General features: G+C 72.4%; 20 protein-coding genes. 11 read left to right on the top strand and 9 right to left on the bottom strand.

What is annotated here, in order from left to right:
• Window positions 1–52 precede the first annotated feature (52 nt).
• The 5 genes from L2K70_RS13245 to L2K70_RS13225 all read right to left on the bottom strand — a co-directional run bounded on the left by L2K70_RS13245 (window position 53) and on the right by L2K70_RS13225 (window position 3,485).
• The gene (locus L2K70_RS13245) at window positions 53–379 is read right to left on the bottom strand and encodes a hypothetical protein (RefSeq protein ID WP_236402622.1); all 327 of its coding nucleotides are present in this window, start codon (window positions 377–379) and stop codon (window positions 53–55) included.
• A gap of 39 nt (window positions 380–418) precedes the next feature.
• The gene (locus L2K70_RS13240) at window positions 419–1,012 is read right to left on the bottom strand and encodes a hypothetical protein (protein ID WP_236402621.1); all 594 of its coding nucleotides are present in this window, start codon (window positions 1,010–1,012) and stop codon (window positions 419–421) included.
• Window position 1,013: 1 nt separating this feature from the next.
• Window positions 1,014–1,436, bottom strand: a complete 423-nt coding sequence (locus tag L2K70_RS13235) for a VOC family protein (protein ID WP_236402620.1) — start codon at window positions 1,434–1,436, stop codon at window positions 1,014–1,016.
• A gap of 235 nt (window positions 1,437–1,671) precedes the next feature.
• Window positions 1,672–2,334, bottom strand: coding sequence for an FMN reductase (locus L2K70_RS13230; RefSeq protein WP_236402619.1), 663 nt, complete (start codon window positions 2,332–2,334; stop codon window positions 1,672–1,674).
• Window positions 2,331–3,485: an LLM class flavin-dependent oxidoreductase gene (locus L2K70_RS13225; RefSeq protein WP_236402618.1), complete on the bottom strand. Its 1,155-nt coding sequence runs from the start codon at window positions 3,483–3,485 to the stop codon at window positions 2,331–2,333. Before L2K70_RS13225 ends, L2K70_RS13230 begins: the two co-directional genes overlap by 4 nt.
• Window positions 3,486–3,644: 159 nt before the next feature.
• Between L2K70_RS13225 and L2K70_RS13220 the strand changes: the two genes are divergently transcribed.
• Window positions 3,645–4,031, top strand: coding sequence for a tetratricopeptide repeat protein (locus L2K70_RS13220; RefSeq protein WP_236402617.1), 387 nt, complete (start codon window positions 3,645–3,647; stop codon window positions 4,029–4,031).
• A 103-nt stretch (window positions 4,032–4,134) separates the two neighbouring features.
• Complete coding sequence (locus L2K70_RS13215) at window positions 4,135–4,953, top strand: glycerophosphodiester phosphodiesterase family protein (RefSeq protein ID WP_236402616.1); 819 nt, start codon at window positions 4,135–4,137, stop codon at window positions 4,951–4,953.
• Here the strand turns inward: L2K70_RS13215 and L2K70_RS13210 are convergent.
• A complete protein-coding gene (locus tag L2K70_RS13210) occupies window positions 4,883–5,530 on the bottom strand; it encodes a response regulator transcription factor (protein ID WP_236402615.1) in 648 nt (215 codons plus the stop codon). The two genes, L2K70_RS13215 and L2K70_RS13210, sit on opposite strands and share 71 nt — an antisense overlap.
• Before the next feature lie 199 nt (window positions 5,531–5,729).
• Between L2K70_RS13210 and L2K70_RS13205 the strand changes: the two genes are divergently transcribed.
• The 5 genes from L2K70_RS13205 to L2K70_RS13185 are packed head-to-tail and all read left to right on the top strand — an operon-like array spanning window position 5,730 to window position 10,119.
• On the top strand, window positions 5,730–6,032 hold the full coding sequence (locus tag L2K70_RS13205) for a metal-sensitive transcriptional regulator (RefSeq protein ID WP_236402614.1): 303 nt from the start codon (window positions 5,730–5,732) through the stop codon (window positions 6,030–6,032).
• A 14-nt stretch (window positions 6,033–6,046) separates the two neighbouring features.
• Complete coding sequence (locus tag L2K70_RS13200; protein ID WP_236402613.1) at window positions 6,047–6,250, top strand: heavy-metal-associated domain-containing protein; 204 nt, start codon at window positions 6,047–6,049, stop codon at window positions 6,248–6,250.
• Window positions 6,247–7,131, top strand: coding sequence for a DUF8832 domain-containing protein (locus L2K70_RS13195; RefSeq protein WP_236402612.1), 885 nt, complete (start codon window positions 6,247–6,249; stop codon window positions 7,129–7,131). The genes L2K70_RS13200 and L2K70_RS13195 overlap by 4 nt, the downstream gene beginning before the upstream one ends.
• Entirely contained in the window at window positions 7,121–9,352 is a 2,232-nt protein-coding gene (locus L2K70_RS13190) for a heavy metal translocating P-type ATPase (protein ID WP_236402611.1), read from the top strand. The genes L2K70_RS13195 and L2K70_RS13190 overlap by 11 nt, the downstream gene beginning before the upstream one ends.
• Before the next feature lie 53 nt (window positions 9,353–9,405).
• Complete coding sequence (locus L2K70_RS13185; protein ID WP_236402610.1) at window positions 9,406–10,119, top strand: EcsC family protein; 714 nt, start codon at window positions 9,406–9,408, stop codon at window positions 10,117–10,119.
• On the opposite strand, the gene L2K70_RS13180 is transcribed toward L2K70_RS13185, so the two are convergent.
• On the bottom strand, window positions 10,107–11,000 hold the full coding sequence (locus tag L2K70_RS13180; RefSeq protein ID WP_236402609.1) for an SDR family oxidoreductase: 894 nt from the start codon (window positions 10,998–11,000) through the stop codon (window positions 10,107–10,109). The two genes, L2K70_RS13185 and L2K70_RS13180, sit on opposite strands and share 13 nt — an antisense overlap.
• A gap of 82 nt (window positions 11,001–11,082) precedes the next feature.
• Here L2K70_RS13180 and L2K70_RS13175 point away from each other — a divergent pair, with 82 nt between their 5' ends.
• Genes L2K70_RS13175 through L2K70_RS13165 form a run of 3 tightly spaced genes read left to right on the top strand, consistent with a single transcriptional unit; the run spans window position 11,083 to window position 12,439 of the window.
• The gene (locus tag L2K70_RS13175; protein ID WP_236402608.1) at window positions 11,083–11,643 is read left to right on the top strand and encodes a TetR/AcrR family transcriptional regulator; all 561 of its coding nucleotides are present in this window, start codon (window positions 11,083–11,085) and stop codon (window positions 11,641–11,643) included.
• 38 nt (window positions 11,644–11,681) lie between these two features.
• Window positions 11,682–12,038: a hypothetical protein gene (locus tag L2K70_RS13170; protein ID WP_236402607.1), complete on the top strand. Its 357-nt coding sequence runs from the start codon at window positions 11,682–11,684 to the stop codon at window positions 12,036–12,038.
• Window positions 12,035–12,439, top strand: coding sequence for a hypothetical protein (locus L2K70_RS13165; RefSeq protein WP_236402606.1), 405 nt, complete (start codon window positions 12,035–12,037; stop codon window positions 12,437–12,439). The genes L2K70_RS13170 and L2K70_RS13165 overlap by 4 nt, the downstream gene beginning before the upstream one ends.
• A 64-nt stretch (window positions 12,440–12,503) precedes the next feature.
• Here L2K70_RS13165 and L2K70_RS13160 read toward each other — a convergent pair whose 3' ends face one another.
• Window positions 12,504–13,691, bottom strand: coding sequence for a RimK family alpha-L-glutamate ligase (locus L2K70_RS13160; protein ID WP_236402605.1), 1,188 nt, complete (start codon window positions 13,689–13,691; stop codon window positions 12,504–12,506).
• Between the two features lie 61 nt (window positions 13,692–13,752).
• Here L2K70_RS13160 and L2K70_RS13155 point away from each other — a divergent pair, with 61 nt between their 5' ends.
• A complete protein-coding gene (locus L2K70_RS13155) occupies window positions 13,753–14,247 on the top strand; it encodes an ATP-dependent zinc protease family protein (protein ID WP_236402604.1) in 495 nt (164 codons plus the stop codon).
• 10 nt (window positions 14,248–14,257) lie between these two features.
• Here the strand turns inward: L2K70_RS13155 and L2K70_RS13150 are convergent, their stop codons facing one another.
• Window positions 14,258–15,580, bottom strand: coding sequence for a hypothetical protein (locus L2K70_RS13150; protein WP_236402603.1), 1,323 nt, complete (start codon window positions 15,578–15,580; stop codon window positions 14,258–14,260).
• Window positions 15,581–15,597 lie beyond the last annotated feature (17 nt).

Raw genomic sequence — 15,597 nt, 5'->3', positions numbered from 1 at the left:
GCGCCGGACGCTCTCTCGGCATCAGTCGACCGCTGGGTGCGGCGAGAGCGCTTCAGCCGCAGTGACCCCCGGCGTCCCCGCCGGACCCGCCTGACCCTGCGTCGGTCCAGCTCGCGGCAGCCATGCCGGTCCAGCCGGCGTCGCGCCCACGGCGACGGATCATGTCCGGGTTGCCGGGCACGAGGATCGCGTCGAGGACGGCTGCCAGCACGCCGAACGCCACGACCCCGGTGAACACCGAGGCGACGACGCCGGGACGACCACCGCCGGCAACCAGCACCGCAGTGACGGCGACCGCGACGCCGATCAGCACGACGGCGACGAGCACGAGCCACGCCGTACGGCCGTGGGGGGCGAGGCGACGCGTCAGGGTGTGCATGCGCTCAGTGTGCGCCCGGAAGGACGAGTCCGCCAGAGGTCATCGCGCGCGAGCCGCGTCCCAGAGCCGCCGGCACTCACGGACGTCCTGGCCGTAGACGGCGACCAGCTCGGGCGGGAGGCCGGCGGGGTGCGCGGCGACGAGGTCCTCGAGGGCGGCGTAGGACTCGAGGAAGGCGGCGGTCCGCGGGTCGGCGACGTCGGTGGAGTCCTCCGACGTCAGCGGCGAGAGCGGGTCGGTCAGGGCGCGGGTCCACTCCTCGCGGATCGCCTCGTGGCGTTCGCGGGAGACCGCGAGGAGCCCGACGAGCGACGGCTCCCGGGTCACCCCGTCCCGGTCGCGGTCGCCGTACGACGCCTCGAGCCGGCCCACGTCGCGGCGGGCGCGCTCGCGCAGCAGCCACAGCCCGCCGAAGCCGAGTGCGTCGAGCGCGAGCAGCGCCGGCACGGCCATCGTCGTCACCCCGAGCTGGGCGAACAACGGGAGCAGGAAGGCCGCCTGCAGGAACAGCAGGACGATGGCGACACCGGTGATCGGGTAGTCGGCGCGGATGCGCACGCGGTCCGCGCGCACCGTGCCGGCGTACACCTGGGGCGCGACCGGGTCGGTGCGCCACGGCACGAGCTCGGTCACGTCAGGACGGGGCGCCCGCGATGTTGACCAGCCAGCCGATGCCGAAGCGGTCGGTGAGCATCCCGAACTCGTCACCCCAGGGCGCCGCCTCCAGCGGCTGGCGCACGGTGCCGCCCTCCGACAGCCCGGCGAACCACCCGCGCAGTCGCTCCGCGTCGTCCGGACCGCCCGACAGGCTGACCGAGACGTTGTCGCCGAAGGTCACCTGCACCATCTCCGGCGGCGCGTCGGCGCCCATCAGCACCAGGCCGCCCGGCGCCGCGAGCTGCCCGTGCATCACCTGCGTCGCGAGCGGGCCCTCGGTGCCCATGTCGCCGAACGTCATGACGGTGAGCTCGCCGCCGAGGACGGAGGCGTAGAACTCCATCGCCTCGCGCGCCCGGCCGTCCGGGAAGTTTAGGTAGGGGTTGAGGTTGATCGCCATCGTGGACTCCGATCCCTCGCTGTGGTCCCCCGAACCTACCGACTCGCTGCGTTGCCGTGGTACCAGCGGCTTCGTGGACGGCGGGATGTCCGCCCGTCCCAGCCGGATCACGTGCGCTCTCCCCGCGTCATGGACGTCCCTCCCCAGGTCGGTCGACCACCAACCCAACCATGGACGCGCGGAGCGATCCACCACCCGTCAGGGGGAAGTTGACGGGGCAACCAGGGCGCGTGGGTCAGTCGTTGCCGGTGTGGCCCCTGAGCAGGTCGCCGAACGGCGTCACGTCGGACTCGACCTGGGTGCCGGACGTACGACGAGGCCGGGCGGCCAGGTCGGGGCCGAAGCCGCCGACGGAGTAGTCGCCCTGGCTCAGGACGGCCGCCGCCAGCTCGGACGCCGCGCGGGTGATCCGGTCCGCGAGCCCGTGGCTGCCGAAGTCCTCGGTGGCCGCGAACACCCCCGTCGGCACGACGACCGCGCGGAGGTAGGCGAAGAGCGGCCGCATCGCGTGGTCGAGGACCAGCGAGTGCCGGGCGGTGCCGGCGGTCGCAGCGATCAGCACCGGCGTACCGGTCAGCCCGTCGGGGTCGAGGGCGTCGAAGAACATCTTGAACAGACCGCTGAAGCTGGCGTTGAAGACCGGCGTGACCGCGATCATCCCGTCGGCCGCGGCCACCTGCTCGCGCAGCGTCGTCAGCCGGGGGGTCGGGATGCCGCCCGTCGTCATGAACGTGGCCAGCTCGCCGGCGATCTCGCGCAGCTCGACGTGCTGGAGCTCGACCGCCTCGCCCCGCGCCGAGACCTGCGCGGTGAGCGCCTCGGCGAGCTGGTCGGCGAGCAGCCGGGTGGACGACGGGACCGTGAGCCCCGCCGTCACCACGACGACATGACGCGTCATGCGTCGACCTTCGCGGCCGCGGCCTGCATCTCCTTGACCCGCTCGAGCGCGGGCTCGACCAGGTGGAAGGGCGCGTCGGGGCCGGCGGCGACCATCGAGGCGTGGGTGGGCGGGTCGCTGGGCACGTGGGCCGGGCGGCGGCGCTCGAACTCCTTGCGCAGGACGGGCACGACCTCGGTGCCGAGCATCTCGACCTGCTCGAGGACGAGCGAGGTGGGCAGGCCGGCGTGGTCGACCAGGAAGAGCTGGCGCTGGTAGTCACCGACGTAGTCGGCGAAGCCGAGCGTCCGCTCGATGACCTGCTCGGGCGTGCCGACGGTCAGCGGCGTCATCTCCGTGAAGTCCTCCAGCGACGGGCCGTGGCCGTAGACCGGGGCGTTGTCGAAGTAGGGCCGGAAGACCCGCTTGGCCTCCGCCTCGGAGCCGGCCATGAAGACCTGCCCGCCCAGGCCGACGTAGGCCTGGTCGGCGGCGCCGTGGCCGTAGTGCTCGAACCGGCGGCGGTACAGGCGCACCATCGCCTCGGTGTGCTCCTTGTTCCAGAAGATGTGGTTGTGGAAGAAGCCGTCGCCGTAGTAGGCGGCCTGCTCGGCGATCTCCGTGCTGCGGATCGAGCCGTGCCACACGAAGGGCGGCGTGCCGTCGAGCGGGGCCGGCGTCGAGGTGTAGCCCTGGAGCGGGGTGCGGAACTGGCCCTGCCAGTTGACGACCGGCTCGCGCCACAGCTTGCGCAGCAGGTGGTAGTTCTCGACCGCGAGCTTGATGCCGTCGCGGATGTCCTTGCCGAACCACGGGTAGACCGGGCCGGTGTTGCCGCGGCCCATCATCAGGTCCACGCGACCGCCGGAGAGGTGCTGGAGGAACGCGTAGTCCTCGGCGATCTTCACCGGGTCGTTGGTGGTGATGAGGGTCGTGCTCGTCGAGAGCAGGAGCTTCTCGGTCTTCGCCGCGATGTAGCCGAGGTGGGTGGTCGGCGAGGAGACGACGAACGGCGGGTTGTGGTGCTCGCCGGTCGCGAAGACGTCGAGGCCGACCTCCTCGGCCTTGAGCGCCAGCCGGGTCATCGAGTCGATGCGCTCGGCCTCCGACGGAGCCTTGCCCGTGGTCGGGTCCTCGGTGACGTCACCGACGCTGAAGATGCCGAACTGCATGATGTCCTCTTTCCGGAAGTGGCGCAGTGGTTGAAGTTTGTATCATCTCCAACCGGCCTGGCCCGCCCAGTATTCCGCGGAATCGCCGGGCGACGTACGACGTTCACCGGGGGTCCGGGCGCACGCTCGGACGAGAGCCGCTGCTCGAGAGGAGCGACGATGACCGACTTCACCCCCTTCGAGGACCTCCTGCGGGGACACGCCGGACTGCTCGAGGACACCGCGCACGACCGCTGGGTCCGCGCCCAGTCGCTGTTCGCCGAGAAGGCCTACCGCGAGGCGGCCGTCCTGCTGGCCGAGCTGCTCGAGGACTCCACCGACGTCGGCCATGAGCTCACCGACGCACGCCTGCTGCTGGCGCGCTCGCTCTACCACTCCGCCCAGCTCAACGGGGCGATCCGCGTCGCGACCGAGCTGCTCGAGCACGACCCCAACGAGCCCTACGCGCACCTGCTCGTGGGGCGCTCGCTCCAGCGCCAGGGCAAGCCCGACGAGGCGCAGCCGCACATGCGGCTGGCCGAGCTCCTGGGCGGCTACACCGCCTGACGCGTGACCGCGGTCGGACGCCGCGACGACGGTTCGGTGAACACTCGCCCGAACGCGTCGTCGCGGCGCGACAGCGGTCGTCGTACGCCCGCATGCTGAGGTCGTGACCAGCTACGGAGATCACACCGGGCCGCTCGCCATCGCCCACCGCGGCGGGATGGGGCTCGCCCCCGAGAACACCCTGGCCGCGTTCAGACGGGCCACCGCGCTCGGCCTGACCCACGTCGAGACCGACGTGCACACCACCCGCGACGGCCACGTCGTGTGCTTCCACGACTCCGACCTGCGCCGGGTGACCGGTCACCCGGGACGGGTCGCCGACCTCGACCTGGCAGAGCTGCGGCGGCTGCGGGTGCACGGCGCCGAGCCGATCCCGACGCTGGCCGAGGCGATGGGGACGTTCACGGGGACCCGCTTCGCGATCGACCTCAAGGACGAGGCCTCGATCGGTCCGATGGCCCGCCTGCTCCGCGCGAACCCGCGCTGGGCGGAGCGGGTGTGCGTCGCCGGCGCCTGGAGCAGGTGGCTGAGCCGGCTGCAGGACGAGGCACCCGGCGTGACGACGGCGCTGGGCTGGCGGTCCCTGACGACCCTGATCGCCTGCTCCAAGGGACGCGTGCGCCCCGTCGGCGTCCGGGCCACCGGGCGTGCGGGCGGCGCCTTCGCGCACGTGCCGATTCGGCTGGGGCGGCTGCCGATCCACTCCGAGCGGGTGATCGCGCGCGCCCACGACCTGGGCATCCGGGTCGTCGTGTGGACGGTCGACGACCCCGCGACGATGCGGATGCTGCTCGACGCCGGGGTGGACGGCATCATCACCGACCGCCCGGACGTGCTGCGGCACGTGCTGGTCAGCCGCCGGCAGTGGTCGCGACCAGGGGCGCCGGCTCCTGCGGCACCTCGACCCGCACTCCGTGGGTGACCGCCCAGAGGACGGCCTGGCTGCGGCTCTGCACGCCGGTCTTGCGATAGGCGCTGCGGATGTAGGACTTCACCGAGTTCAGCGAGATGCGCATCTCGCGGGCGATCTCGTCGTTGCTGCGACCGGTGGCGATGAGCGCCAGGGTCTCCCGCTCCCGGGTGGTCAGCATGTCGACCTCGCTCGGCGGCCGCACGCCCTGCGTCGAGGCACCGATCAGCGGCGGCGCCACGACGGGCTGGCCCTCGTGGATCGCCCGGAGCGACCGGCCGAGCTGGGCCGCCGTGAGGCTCTTGCCGAGGTATCCCGAGACGCCGTTCACGAGCACCTCGTCGACCAGACCCGGGTGGTGGTTCCACGTGAAGACCGCGACTCGCCGGATGTAGGGGTCGGAGACGGCCCGGGCGAGGGTGGTGTCCTCGAGCGAGGTGCCGTAGGTCTCGACCAGGGCGATGTCGATCGGGGCGCGGGCGCGCTCCTTGATGCTGCCCATCTCGAAGCCGCCCAGGGTGCGGAGCATGCTCTCGAGGCCACGTCGGACGAGCTCGTCACCACCGAGGAGCCCAATGCGGATGTTCATGTCTGTCCTGACGGTCCCAGTAAAAGATCGCACGGTGGTGCGGCCTCGACGTCCCCCCGGACCGTCGTCGCCACGATAGGTCTGGACCACCCGGAAACCTTCGCCACAGAGCCCTGTGAGCGTGAAACAGGGGGCGAAGTCCACCCTCAAGGGTGACCGGATTCCGTCGGACATACCCCCTAGGGGTATGCTCATCGGCATGAGTGAGCAGCACGGACACCTCGAGGGCAACGACGCGGCCGTCGAGGCCCACCTCAAGCGACTGCGCCGGATCGAGGGCCAGGTGCGCGGGATCCAGCGGATGGTCGAGGAGGAGAACTACTGCATCGACATCCTCACGCAGGTCTCCGCCGCCACGAAGGCCCTTCAGGCGCTGGCGCTGTCGCTGCTCGACGACCACATGGCGCACTGCCTCGTCGACGCCGCCCGACAGGGCGGGGCCGAACAGGAGCAGAAGCTCAAGGAAGCCTCCGAGGCCATCGCGCGCCTCGTGAAGTCATAGAAGGGACACCACCCATGACCACCGAGACCTACACCGTCACCGGCATGACCTGCGGCCACTGCGCCGCCTCGGTCTCCGAGGAGATCGCCGAGATCGCGGGCGTCGAGGACGTCGACGTCGTCGTCGAGACCGGAGCCGTCACCGTCACCAGCGCCGCACCCCTCGATCCCGCGGCCGTCAAGGCCGCCGTCGAGGAAGCCGGCTACGCGATGGCATGAGCGGGATGAGCACGCCGCTGCGCGTGGCCGCGTTCGTCGCCGCCCTGGCCGCCGTGTTCGCGGTGGCCTGGGGTGCGGGCGCGGTCGTCGGCCCGATCGACACCCCACCGGTCGCCCACGAGGGCGCGGCCGGCCACGACGGGGGCCACGCCTCCACGGCGGCCGACCACCTCCCGGGCGGGCTGATGGTCGCCGAGGACGGCTACCGGCTCGACCTCGCCCAGGACGAGCTCCCCGCGGGGGACCGCGCGCCGCTCCGCTTCCGGATCACCGGGCCCGACGGCGAGGCGTTGACGTCGTACGACGTCGAGCACGAGAAGGAGCTCCACCTCATCGTGGTGCGCCGTGACTTCGACGGCTTCCAGCACGTCCACCCGACCCGCGGAACCGACGGCACGTGGGTGAGCGACGTGGCCCTCACGCCCGGCTCGTGGCGGGTCTTCGCCGACTTCGTCCCTGCGGGCGGCGAGGGGATCACCCTCGGCGCCGACCTCGCGGTCGCGGGGGAGGTGGGTGCGGGTGCCCCGGCGCCCGACGAGGCGGTCGCGGAGGTCGACGGCTACACGGTCAGCGTGTCGGGCGAGCTCGAGCCCGGCCGGGCGTCCGACCTCACGGTCGAGGTGACCCGCGACGGCGAGCCCGTCACCGACCTCGAGCCGTACCTCGGCGCGTACGGCCACCTGGTCGCGCTGCGCGAGGGCGACCTGGCCTACCTGCACGTCCACCCGGAGGAGGCCGGTCCCGGCCCGGAGGTGCCGTTCGTCGCGGAGGTGCCCAGCGCCGGCGGCTACCGGCTGTTCTTCGACTTCCAGCACGACGGCGAGGTGCACACCGCGGCCTTCGCGGTCCACACGCACGGGGAGGACTCCCATGACGAGTGACGTGACCAGTGACGTCGAGCTCGCCATCACCGGCATGACGTGCGCGTCGTGCGCCCACCGCATCGAGCGCAAGCTCAACAAGCTCGAGGGCGTGACCGCGACGGTCAACTACGCCACCGAGAAGGCGAAGGTGTCCTACCCCGGCACGGTCTCGACCGACGACCTGCTGCGGACCGTCGAGGCCGCGGGGTACGCCGCCGCGCTGCCCGCCGCGCCGGACGACCCGACGCCGGAGGTCGCCGAGCGCGACCCCCTGCTCCAGCGGCTGCTGGTCAGTGCCGCGCTGAGCATCCCCGTCGTCGGGCTCGGGATGGTCACCGCCTGGCAGTTCACGTACTGGCAGTGGGCCTCGCTCGTGCTCGCCGCGCCCGTCGTGGTGTGGGGCGCCCTGCCCTTCCACCGGGCGGCGTGGACCAACCTGCGCCACGGCGCGACCACCATGGACACCCTCGTCTCGGTCGGCGTGCTCGCGGCGTTCGGCTGGTCGCTGTGGGCCCTCTTCCTGGGCACCGCGGGCGAGCCGGGCATGACGCACCCCTTCCGGATCTCGATCGACCGGACCGACGGCGCCGGCAACATCTACCTCGAGGCCGCCGCCGGGGTGACGACGTTCCTGCTCGCCGGACGCTGGCTGGAGCACCGCTCCAAGCGCCAGTCCGGCGCGGCGCTCCGGGCCCTGATGGAGCTGGGCGCGCGTGACGTCGGCGTGCTGCGCGACGACGCTTCTGGTGGGCAGAGCGAGACCCGCGTCGCGATCGACCGGCTCGCGGTCGGCGACCTCTTCGTCGTACGTCCCGGGGAGAAGGTCGCGACCGACGGCGAGGTGGTCGAGGGCTCGTCCGCCGTCGACGCCTCGATGCTCACCGGCGAGTCGGTGCCGGTGGAGGTCCGACCCGGCGACACCGTCGTCGGGGCGACCGTCAACGCCGGTGGCCGCCTGGTCGTGCGGGCCACTCGCGTCGGCGCGGACACCCAGCTGGCGCAGATGGCGCGGCTCGTCGAGGACGCCCAGAACGGCAAGGCCGAGGTGCAACGGCTGGCCGACCGGGTCTCCGGCGTCTTCGTGCCCGTCGTCATCGGGCTCGCCGTCGCGACGCTCGGATTCTGGCTCGGCGCGGGCGGCGGCGCGACCGCTGCCTTCACCGCGGCGGTGTCGGTGCTGATCATCGCCTGCCCGTGTGCGCTGGGGCTGGCCACGCCGACCGCGCTCATGGTCGGCACCGGCCGCGGCGCCCAGCTCGGCATCCTGATCAAGGGCCCGGAGGTCCTCGAGCAGACCCGCCGCGTCGACACGATCGTGCTCGACAAGACCGGCACGGTCACCACCGGCGAGATGACCGTGCACGACGTGGTGGCCGCCGACGGCGAGAGCGTGGACGACGTACGACGCCTCGCGGCTGCGCTCGAGCAGGCGTCCGAGCACCCGATCGGCCGGGCCGTCGCCGCCTCCGCCGATCACCTCCCCCCGGTTGAGGACTTCGCCAGCGTCGAGGGCCTCGGCGTGCAGGGCGTCGTCGACGGCCACGCCGTCGTCGTCGGCCGTCCCCGGCTGCTGGAGGACTGGTCGCAGCACCTCGACGCCGGCCTCTCGACGGTCGTCGAGCGCGCGCAGGGCGAGGGACGTACGCCGGTCGCCGTCGGGTGGGACGGCCGCGCCCGCGGCGTCATCGTCGTCGGCGACACCGTCAAGCCGTCGTCCGCAGAGGCCGTCGCGCGACTGCGCGGCCTGGGGCTGACGCCGATCCTGCTCACGGGCGACAACGCCGCCGCTGCCGAGCAGGTGGCCGCGCGGGTCGGCATCGAGACGGTGGTCGCCGACGTGCTGCCCGCCGACAAGGTCGCGGAGGTGCAGCGGCTCCAGGCGGCGGGCAAGGTCGTCGCCATGGTCGGCGACGGCGTCAACGACGCGGCCGCCCTCGCCCAGGCCGACCTCGGCTTGGCGATGGGCACCGGCACCGACGTGGCGATCGAGGCCAGCGACCTCACGCTCGTGGGTGGCGACCTCCTCGTGGCGGTCGACGCGATCCGGCTCTCGCGGCGGACGCTGGCGACGATCAAGGGCAACCTGTTCTGGGCGTTCGGCTACAACGTCGCCGCCCTGCCCCTGGCCGCCGCCGGCCTGCTCAACCCGATGCTCGCCGGCGCCGCAATGGCCTTCTCGAGCGTCTTCGTGGTCACCAACTCGCTCCGGTTGCGCGGCTTCCGCTCCTCTGTCGGCTGAGCGCCCGCTACGGGTGAGGCGGGGGTGAGGACCGTGTTCCTAGGCTGGGCGGCATGGGACTCCTCGACCTGATCAAGCCCGGCCGCGACAAGACGAAGACGACGCGTGCCGCGCTCGACGCCGCGAACGACGAACGACCGGACCCGGGCGCGATCGACCGGCTCGTGACGATGCTGGTCGACGTCGGCCTCGAGGGCCGCGGGCCGGTCGACCCGGTCCGCGAGGTCGCCGACCGCGCGCTGGCCAAGGCCGGCGGTGACCGCGAGAAGGCGATCGCGGCGGTCGCGCGCTCGACGACGTTCATGGGGTCGATCGGCGGCTTCGTGACCGGCCTCGGCGGCTTCGTGACCATGCCGGTCTCGCTACCGGTCAACCTGGCCGAGTTCTACCTCCAGGCCGTGCGGATGGTGGGCGTCGTCGCCACCCTGCGCGGGTACGACGTCTCCGAGCCGCGGGTGCGCACCGCGATCCTGCTCACCCTGGTCGGCTCCGACTCCGACGAGGTGCTCAAGAAGGCCGGGATGGCCTCCGCCGGCAGTCGCGCGACGACGTACGCGCTCCGCGGGCTGCCTCCGGCCGCCCTGATGGTCGTCAACAAGGCGGTCGGCTTCCGGCTCATGCGCGGGGTCAGCGAGAAGGCGCTCAGCCGGTTCGGCCGGGGCGTGCCGGTCGCCGGCGGCCTGGTCGGTGGCGGCATCGACGGCTACATGATGAAGAAGATCGCCGACCAGGCGATGAAGGAGTTCCCGGCCGTTCAGCAGGTGTAGGCACCCGAACGGATGTCCTCGAGCAAGGTCGGGTGGGCCGGGGTCCAGTCGAACCGTTCGCGCGTGAGCGCGTTCGACGCCGGGATGTCGAGGCCCCAGAAGCCCGCGATCCAGCCGAAGTGGTCCCCCGCGTCGGCCGGAGCCACCGACACGGCGGGCACCCCCAGCGCGGCGCCGATGGCCTCCGCGACCTCGCGCGTGGTGACGCCCTCCTCGGCGACCACGTGCACCCGGCTGCCCGCGGAAGCCGTCTCCAGGGCGCGTAGGACGAGCACGGCCGCGTCGCGGCGGTGGACGGCCGACCAACGGTTGGACCCGTCGCCGACGTAGCCGGCCGCGCCGTTGCGGCGGGCTGCCTCGACGACCTGTGGGATGAAGCCGTGCTCGCCTCCCGCGCCGTGGACCGTCGGGGCGAACCGCAGCGAGATGCTGTGCACGCCGCGCGCGACCGCGTCGAGGGCGAGCGCCTCGGTCCCACCGCGGGGTGCGTCGGGGCCGGAGGCGGGGTTGGCGTCGTCCTCCGTGACGAGGCGCCCCGGCGCGAACGCCGTACCTGCTGCGAGGGCGAACGGCTTCCCGGACCCCTCGAGGGCGTCGAGCAGCGCCTCGACGGCGGCTCGCTCCGCGCGGTTGGACTCCGCCGGGTTCGACCAGTCGTGCTTGTTGGCGAGGTGGATCACGGCATCAGCACGCTCCGCACCCGATCGGAGGGAGCCTAGGTCGTCGAGCGATCCGCGCAGCGGCTCGGCGCCGGCGCCGCGGACCCGCTCGGCAGCGGCGTCGGAGCGGACCAGGCCCAGGACGGAGTGCCCGGCCGAGACCAGCTCGGGCACGACGGCGGACCCGATCCAGCCGGATGCTCCGGTGACGAAGACGCGCATGGTTCCTCCTCGTAGTGATGTCAGTTCGTGACATCATCGTAGCACCACGATGTCAGGGACTGCCATCACCTAGGATGGGCACATGGCACGCTGGCAACCGGGGGCACGCGAGCGGTTGCAGCAGTCGGCGCTCGACCTCTTCCTCGAGCACGGGTTCGAGCGGACGACGGTCGCCGAGATCGCCGCCCGCGCCGACCTGACCGAGCGCACCTTCTACCGCCACTTCGCCGACAAGCGCGAGGTGCTCTTCGACGGGCAGGACAGGCTGCTCCACGCCTTCGTCGACGCCGTCGCAGCCGCGCCGGTCGAGGCGTCGCCGCGCGAGCTGGCCGAGGCCGCCGTCGTCGGGTCGCGCGACTTCTTCACCGAGGAGCGTCGGCCCTGGTCGCGGCGGCGGCACCAGGCGATCAGCTCCGAGGACGGTCTCCGCGAGCGGGAGTCGCTCAAGATGGGGTCGCTCGCCGCGGCGGTCGCCCAGGCACTGCGCGAGCGTGGGGTCGAGGACCCTCTCGCCGAGCTCGCCGCTGACGCGGCCATCTCGGTGTTCCGCGTCTCCTTCGTGCAGTGGATCGCCCCCGAGGAGACCCGCACGATGGGTGAGATCCAGTCGGAGCTGTTCGCCGCCCAGCGTGCGCTGGGCTGACCCGGCATCCTGCGGGTCGACCTGAGAGGATCGACGCCGTGGACGGACCACTGCCCCTCGCCCTGCTCGTGGCGTCGCTGGCGTTCGCGGTCGTCGTGCTGGTCTACGTCGTCCTCGACCGCACCCCCGACTGGGGACTGCTCGGGTTCGCCGGCGTCATCGAGCTCGGCACCCTCGTGCTGCTCGGCGTCGCGGCGGTCCAGGTCGGTGACGTCTCCCTGTCGGGCGGCGGCAAGGTCACGCTGTTCGGCTACCTCGTCGCCGGGCTGCTGCTCCTGCCGATCGGGTTCGTCTGGTCCCTCGCGGAGCGCAGCCGCGGGGCCACTGCGGTGCTGATGGTCGCCGGGCTCGCGCAGGCCTTCGTCGTCGTACGCATCCTGCAGGTGTGGCCATGACCTCGATCCGCACCTCCACGCGGTCCGGGGCCGGCCGCGCCCTCGTCGCGGTGTACGGCGTCTTCGCCCTCGCCGCCACCGCGCGCTCGCTCGTGCAGCTGGGCACCAAGGCGTCCGAGGCGCCGCTCGCCTACACGCTGTCCGCCGTCGCCGGACTCGTCTACGTCGCCGCCACCCTGGGCCTCGCCGAGGTCGGTCCCGCGCCCCGCCGGCTGGCCTGGGCGGCCGTCGGCTTCGAGCTCGTCGGCGTGCTCACCGTCGGCACGCTGACCGTCCTCGACCCGGAGCTCTTCCCCGACCAGACCGTGTGGTCGGCGTACGGCGAGGGCTACGGCTGGCTGCCGCTGGTCCTGCCGTTCGTCGGACTCGCCTGGCTCTGGCACACACGCCCGCGCCATTGACCGCAGGACGTCATAGGGTCGGGGCAGGCGGATGCCCCATCCGTATGACGTCCCGAGGAGAGGGTCAGGTCGTCGGCGGCAGGTGCTTCTTCATCAGGCGCTTGACCCGGCGCTGCTTGCGGTCGGGGATCATCGAGCGCATCTCCTCGAGCTTGCCGAAGCACAGCAGCCGGTCCTCGCCCTCAAGGACGGTCTTGTTGCGCGGGTTCGGGATCACGTGCGGCCCGCGGTGGAGGGTGAGCACGGTGATGTCGCGGTCGTCGAGGCCCGAGTCGCCGAGCTTCTTGCCGACCATGTCGGAGCCCGCGTGGACGACGATCTCGGCCACGCCGTAGCCGGTCGACACCGTGAGCCGCTGCCGCACGTCGATGTCGGGGAAGGCGACCTGGTTGTCGATGTAGTCGATGATCGCGCCGGCGACGTCGAGCTTGGTCGCGGCCTCGATGCCCTCGAGGCCGGGTGAGGAGTTCACCTCCATCACCTGCGGGCCGTTGCGGCCCTCGAGCATGTCGACACCCGCGACCCGCAGGCCCATGATCTGCGCCGACCGGACCGCCACGCGCTCGAACTCCTCGTCGAGCTCGACCGGCTCGACGCTGCCGCCGCGGTGGACGTTGGAGCGGAACTCGTCGCCCTGCGCCACGCGCCGCATCGCCGCCACGACGCGGTCGCCGACGACGAGCGCGCGGATGTCGCGGCCCTTGCTCTCCTTGACGAAGCGCTGGATCAGCACGTTCTGCCGGGTGCTCTGCAGCGTCTCGATGATCGCCTCGGCGACCTTCAGGGTCGGCGCGAGGATGACGCCGATGCCCTGCGTGCCCTCGAGCAGCTTGATCACGACGGGCGCCCCGCCGACGCGCTCGATCGCGGGGATCACGTCCGCCCGGTCCTGCACGAAGGTCGTCGCCGGCATCGGGATCTTGTGGCGCGAGAGGATCTGGGTCGCGCGCAGCTTGTCGCGGCTGTTGGCGATGCCGTAGCTGGTGTTGGGCGTGTAGACGTCCATCTGCTCGAACTGCCGCACGACGGCGGTGCCGAAGTAGGTGATCGAGTTGCCGATGCGCGGCAGGCAGGCGTCGTACGTCGACAGCTGCTTGCCGCGGAAGAGCAGGTCGGGCTCGTCACCGGTCAGGTCGATGCCGAAGCGCAGCGTGTTCAGCACCTTCACGTCGTGCCCGCGGTCGAGGGCCGCCGTGCGGAGTCGCTGGGTGCTGTAGGAGCGCGGGGCCCGAGAGAGGATGGCGAGCTTCATGGGACGTCATACAACCACTCGCATGCCCACCCCATCCGACGGGCCTGACAGGATGGATCGCGTGCCAGCCAGCCCCTCCCCCGCGGACGAGACCGCGCAGCCGACCGTCGTCGGCTGGCGCGAGTGGGTCGCCCTGCCGGAGGCCGGGCTCGACTGGGTCAAGGCCAAGATCGACACCGGCGCGCGCTCGTCCGCGATCCACGCCTTCGACCTCGAGGCGTTCGAGCAGGACGGCGCCGAATGGGTCCGCTTCTCCGTCCACCCCTGGCAGCGGTCCGACGACGACGTCGTCGAGCTCACCCTGCCGGTGCTCGACTCGCGCGAGGTGCGGTCGAGCAACGGGCAGGTCGAGCAGCGATACGCCGTGAACCTCGACGTCACCCTCGCCGGGCGCACCATCACGACCGTGATGACGCTGAGCAACCGCGACGAGATGGGCTTCCGGCTGCTGATCGGTCGCGAGGCCCTCGAGCGCGGCTTCCTCGTCGACTCCGCCCGGTCCTACGCGGGCGGCAGGCCGCGGCGGTCCGTACGACGCCGCAACTGGGGCAAGTAGCCCGTCGAGCTCAGCGCAGCCGCACCTCGCACGACCGCGCCTTCTCCGCACTGCAGCGGTCGCGCCCCGCGTTGCCGTACGCCGTGTCCCGGCCGCTGCCACCCACGACCAGGTCCGGCCCGCGACCGCCGCGGAGCACGTCGTTGCCACCGCCTCCATAGAGCCGGAACGACCGCGAGTCGCACAGCCCCGCCTCGAAGTAGTCGTTGCCGCGGCTCTGCCGGATGTCGTCGGCGCCGCCGCGACCCTTGACGGTCGCCCGGCACGCGTAGAAGCGCAGGTCCTCGGACCGGTTCGTGCCCTTCAGCACGAGCCGCTTCGCCGAGACGAGCTGCGACTCGAACCCGGCGAAGGTGCTGCGGAAGACGCTCCCGGCGGGCCAGGTCTTGATCCGCTCACGCTCCAGGTCGAGGTCGAGTCGCGTGCCCGCGGAGAGGGCGACGTGGTCGTCACCGGCACCACCGAGGTAGCGGCTGCCGCGGGCGCCGAGGTTCTCGTCGCCGAGCAGCAGGGTGTCGTCGCCGCCACCGAGGTCGAGACGCTGGCGACCCTGGTAGGCCTGGGCGAAGACGAGCTCGAGCGACTCGTCGCGGTCGCTGCCGCGGAACTCGAAGCGGCCCGGCGCCGTCGTCCGGTCGCTCCCCGCCCTGAAGCGGTCGACGCCGGTCCACGACAGCACGACGACGCCGTCGTGGGACAGGATGCCGGCCACGGCGTCCACCACGACCGACCCCGGCACGGTGTCGAACCCCAGCAGCGCGTCTCCGCCACCGTCGAGGCGGCCGCCGGGCGCCAACGGCCCGGACCAGTACACCTCGTTGCCGAAGCCCTGGCCGTCGTCGGCGCCGATCATGACGACGTCGGCGTTCGACAGGTCGCGCCGCGTCCCCGAGACCACGACGTCGTCCCCGCCGGCTCCGGTGGTGATCACGTCGCGCTCCGTGTCGGCGCCCTGGGCGCCGCCGGCGACCCGCTCGTCGTACGCCGAGCCGGTGTAGGTGTCGGCGCCCGCGCCGAGCTGGACGGAGACCCCGCCGACCACCGCGGTTGCGTCGACGACGTCGTCACCGGACCCGGCGTCGAGCCGGACGTCGCCGAACTGGCTCCCGCCGGTCACGCACACCAGGTCGTTCCCACCCAGGGTGGACGTGCTCGTCGCGCCGTTCGTCACGATGACGTCGTCGCCCTCGGTGCCGGTGAGCCCCAGCTGGTTCGGCGTACCCACGACGGTGGCCGGTCGGCCCTGGCACGTCTCGCCGGCGGCGTACGCCGTCGGGGTGGCCAGCAACGTCGCGGCGAGCAGGCCGGTGGTCGCGAGGTGGAGCGAGCGCATGGGAGGTCCTTCGGTCC

Source organism: Nocardioides potassii, assembly GCF_021648885.1.
Taxonomy (GTDB): domain Bacteria; phylum Actinomycetota; class Actinomycetes; order Propionibacteriales; family Nocardioidaceae; genus Nocardioides; species Nocardioides potassii.
The sequence above is the reverse complement of the archived record's forward strand: the minus strand, read 5'-3'. Positions and strand labels throughout refer to the sequence as shown.

What these genes read in the sequence shown, in the direction of transcription:
- L2K70_RS13210 (WP_236402615.1), bottom strand. Translation starts at nt 5,530, where the DNA reads ATGAACATCCGCATTGGGCTCCTCGGTGGTGACGAGCTCGTCCGACGT.
- L2K70_RS13165 (WP_236402606.1), top strand. Translation starts at nt 12,035, where the DNA reads ATGACCTCGATCCGCACCTCCACGCGGTCCGGGGCCGGCCGCGCCCTC.
- L2K70_RS13230 (WP_236402619.1), bottom strand. Translation starts at nt 2,334, where the DNA reads ATGACGCGTCATGTCGTCGTGGTGACGGCGGGGCTCACGGTCCCGTCG.
- L2K70_RS13160 (WP_236402605.1), bottom strand. Translation starts at nt 13,691, where the DNA reads ATGAAGCTCGCCATCCTCTCTCGGGCCCCGCGCTCCTACAGCACCCAG.
- L2K70_RS13190 (WP_236402611.1), top strand. Translation starts at nt 7,121, where the DNA reads ATGACGAGTGACGTGACCAGTGACGTCGAGCTCGCCATCACCGGCATG.
- L2K70_RS13185 (WP_236402610.1), top strand. Translation starts at nt 9,406, where the DNA reads ATGGGACTCCTCGACCTGATCAAGCCCGGCCGCGACAAGACGAAGACG.
- L2K70_RS13200 (WP_236402613.1), top strand. Translation starts at nt 6,047, where the DNA reads ATGACCACCGAGACCTACACCGTCACCGGCATGACCTGCGGCCACTGC.
- L2K70_RS13175 (WP_236402608.1), top strand. Translation starts at nt 11,083, where the DNA reads ATGGCACGCTGGCAACCGGGGGCACGCGAGCGGTTGCAGCAGTCGGCG.
- L2K70_RS13220 (WP_236402617.1), top strand. Translation starts at nt 3,645, where the DNA reads ATGACCGACTTCACCCCCTTCGAGGACCTCCTGCGGGGACACGCCGGA.
- L2K70_RS13150 (WP_236402603.1), bottom strand. Translation starts at nt 15,580, where the DNA reads ATGCGCTCGCTCCACCTCGCGACCACCGGCCTGCTCGCCGCGACGTTG.
- L2K70_RS13245 (WP_236402622.1), bottom strand. Translation starts at nt 379, where the DNA reads ATGCACACCCTGACGCGTCGCCTCGCCCCCCACGGCCGTACGGCGTGG.
- L2K70_RS13195 (WP_236402612.1), top strand. Translation starts at nt 6,247, where the DNA reads ATGAGCGGGATGAGCACGCCGCTGCGCGTGGCCGCGTTCGTCGCCGCC.
- L2K70_RS13225 (WP_236402618.1), bottom strand. Translation starts at nt 3,485, where the DNA reads ATGCAGTTCGGCATCTTCAGCGTCGGTGACGTCACCGAGGACCCGACC.
- L2K70_RS13180 (WP_236402609.1), bottom strand. Translation starts at nt 11,000, where the DNA reads ATGCGCGTCTTCGTCACCGGAGCATCCGGCTGGATCGGGTCCGCCGTC.
- L2K70_RS13205 (WP_236402614.1), top strand. Translation starts at nt 5,730, where the DNA reads ATGAGTGAGCAGCACGGACACCTCGAGGGCAACGACGCGGCCGTCGAG.
- L2K70_RS13235 (WP_236402620.1), bottom strand. Translation starts at nt 1,436, where the DNA reads ATGGCGATCAACCTCAACCCCTACCTAAACTTCCCGGACGGCCGGGCG.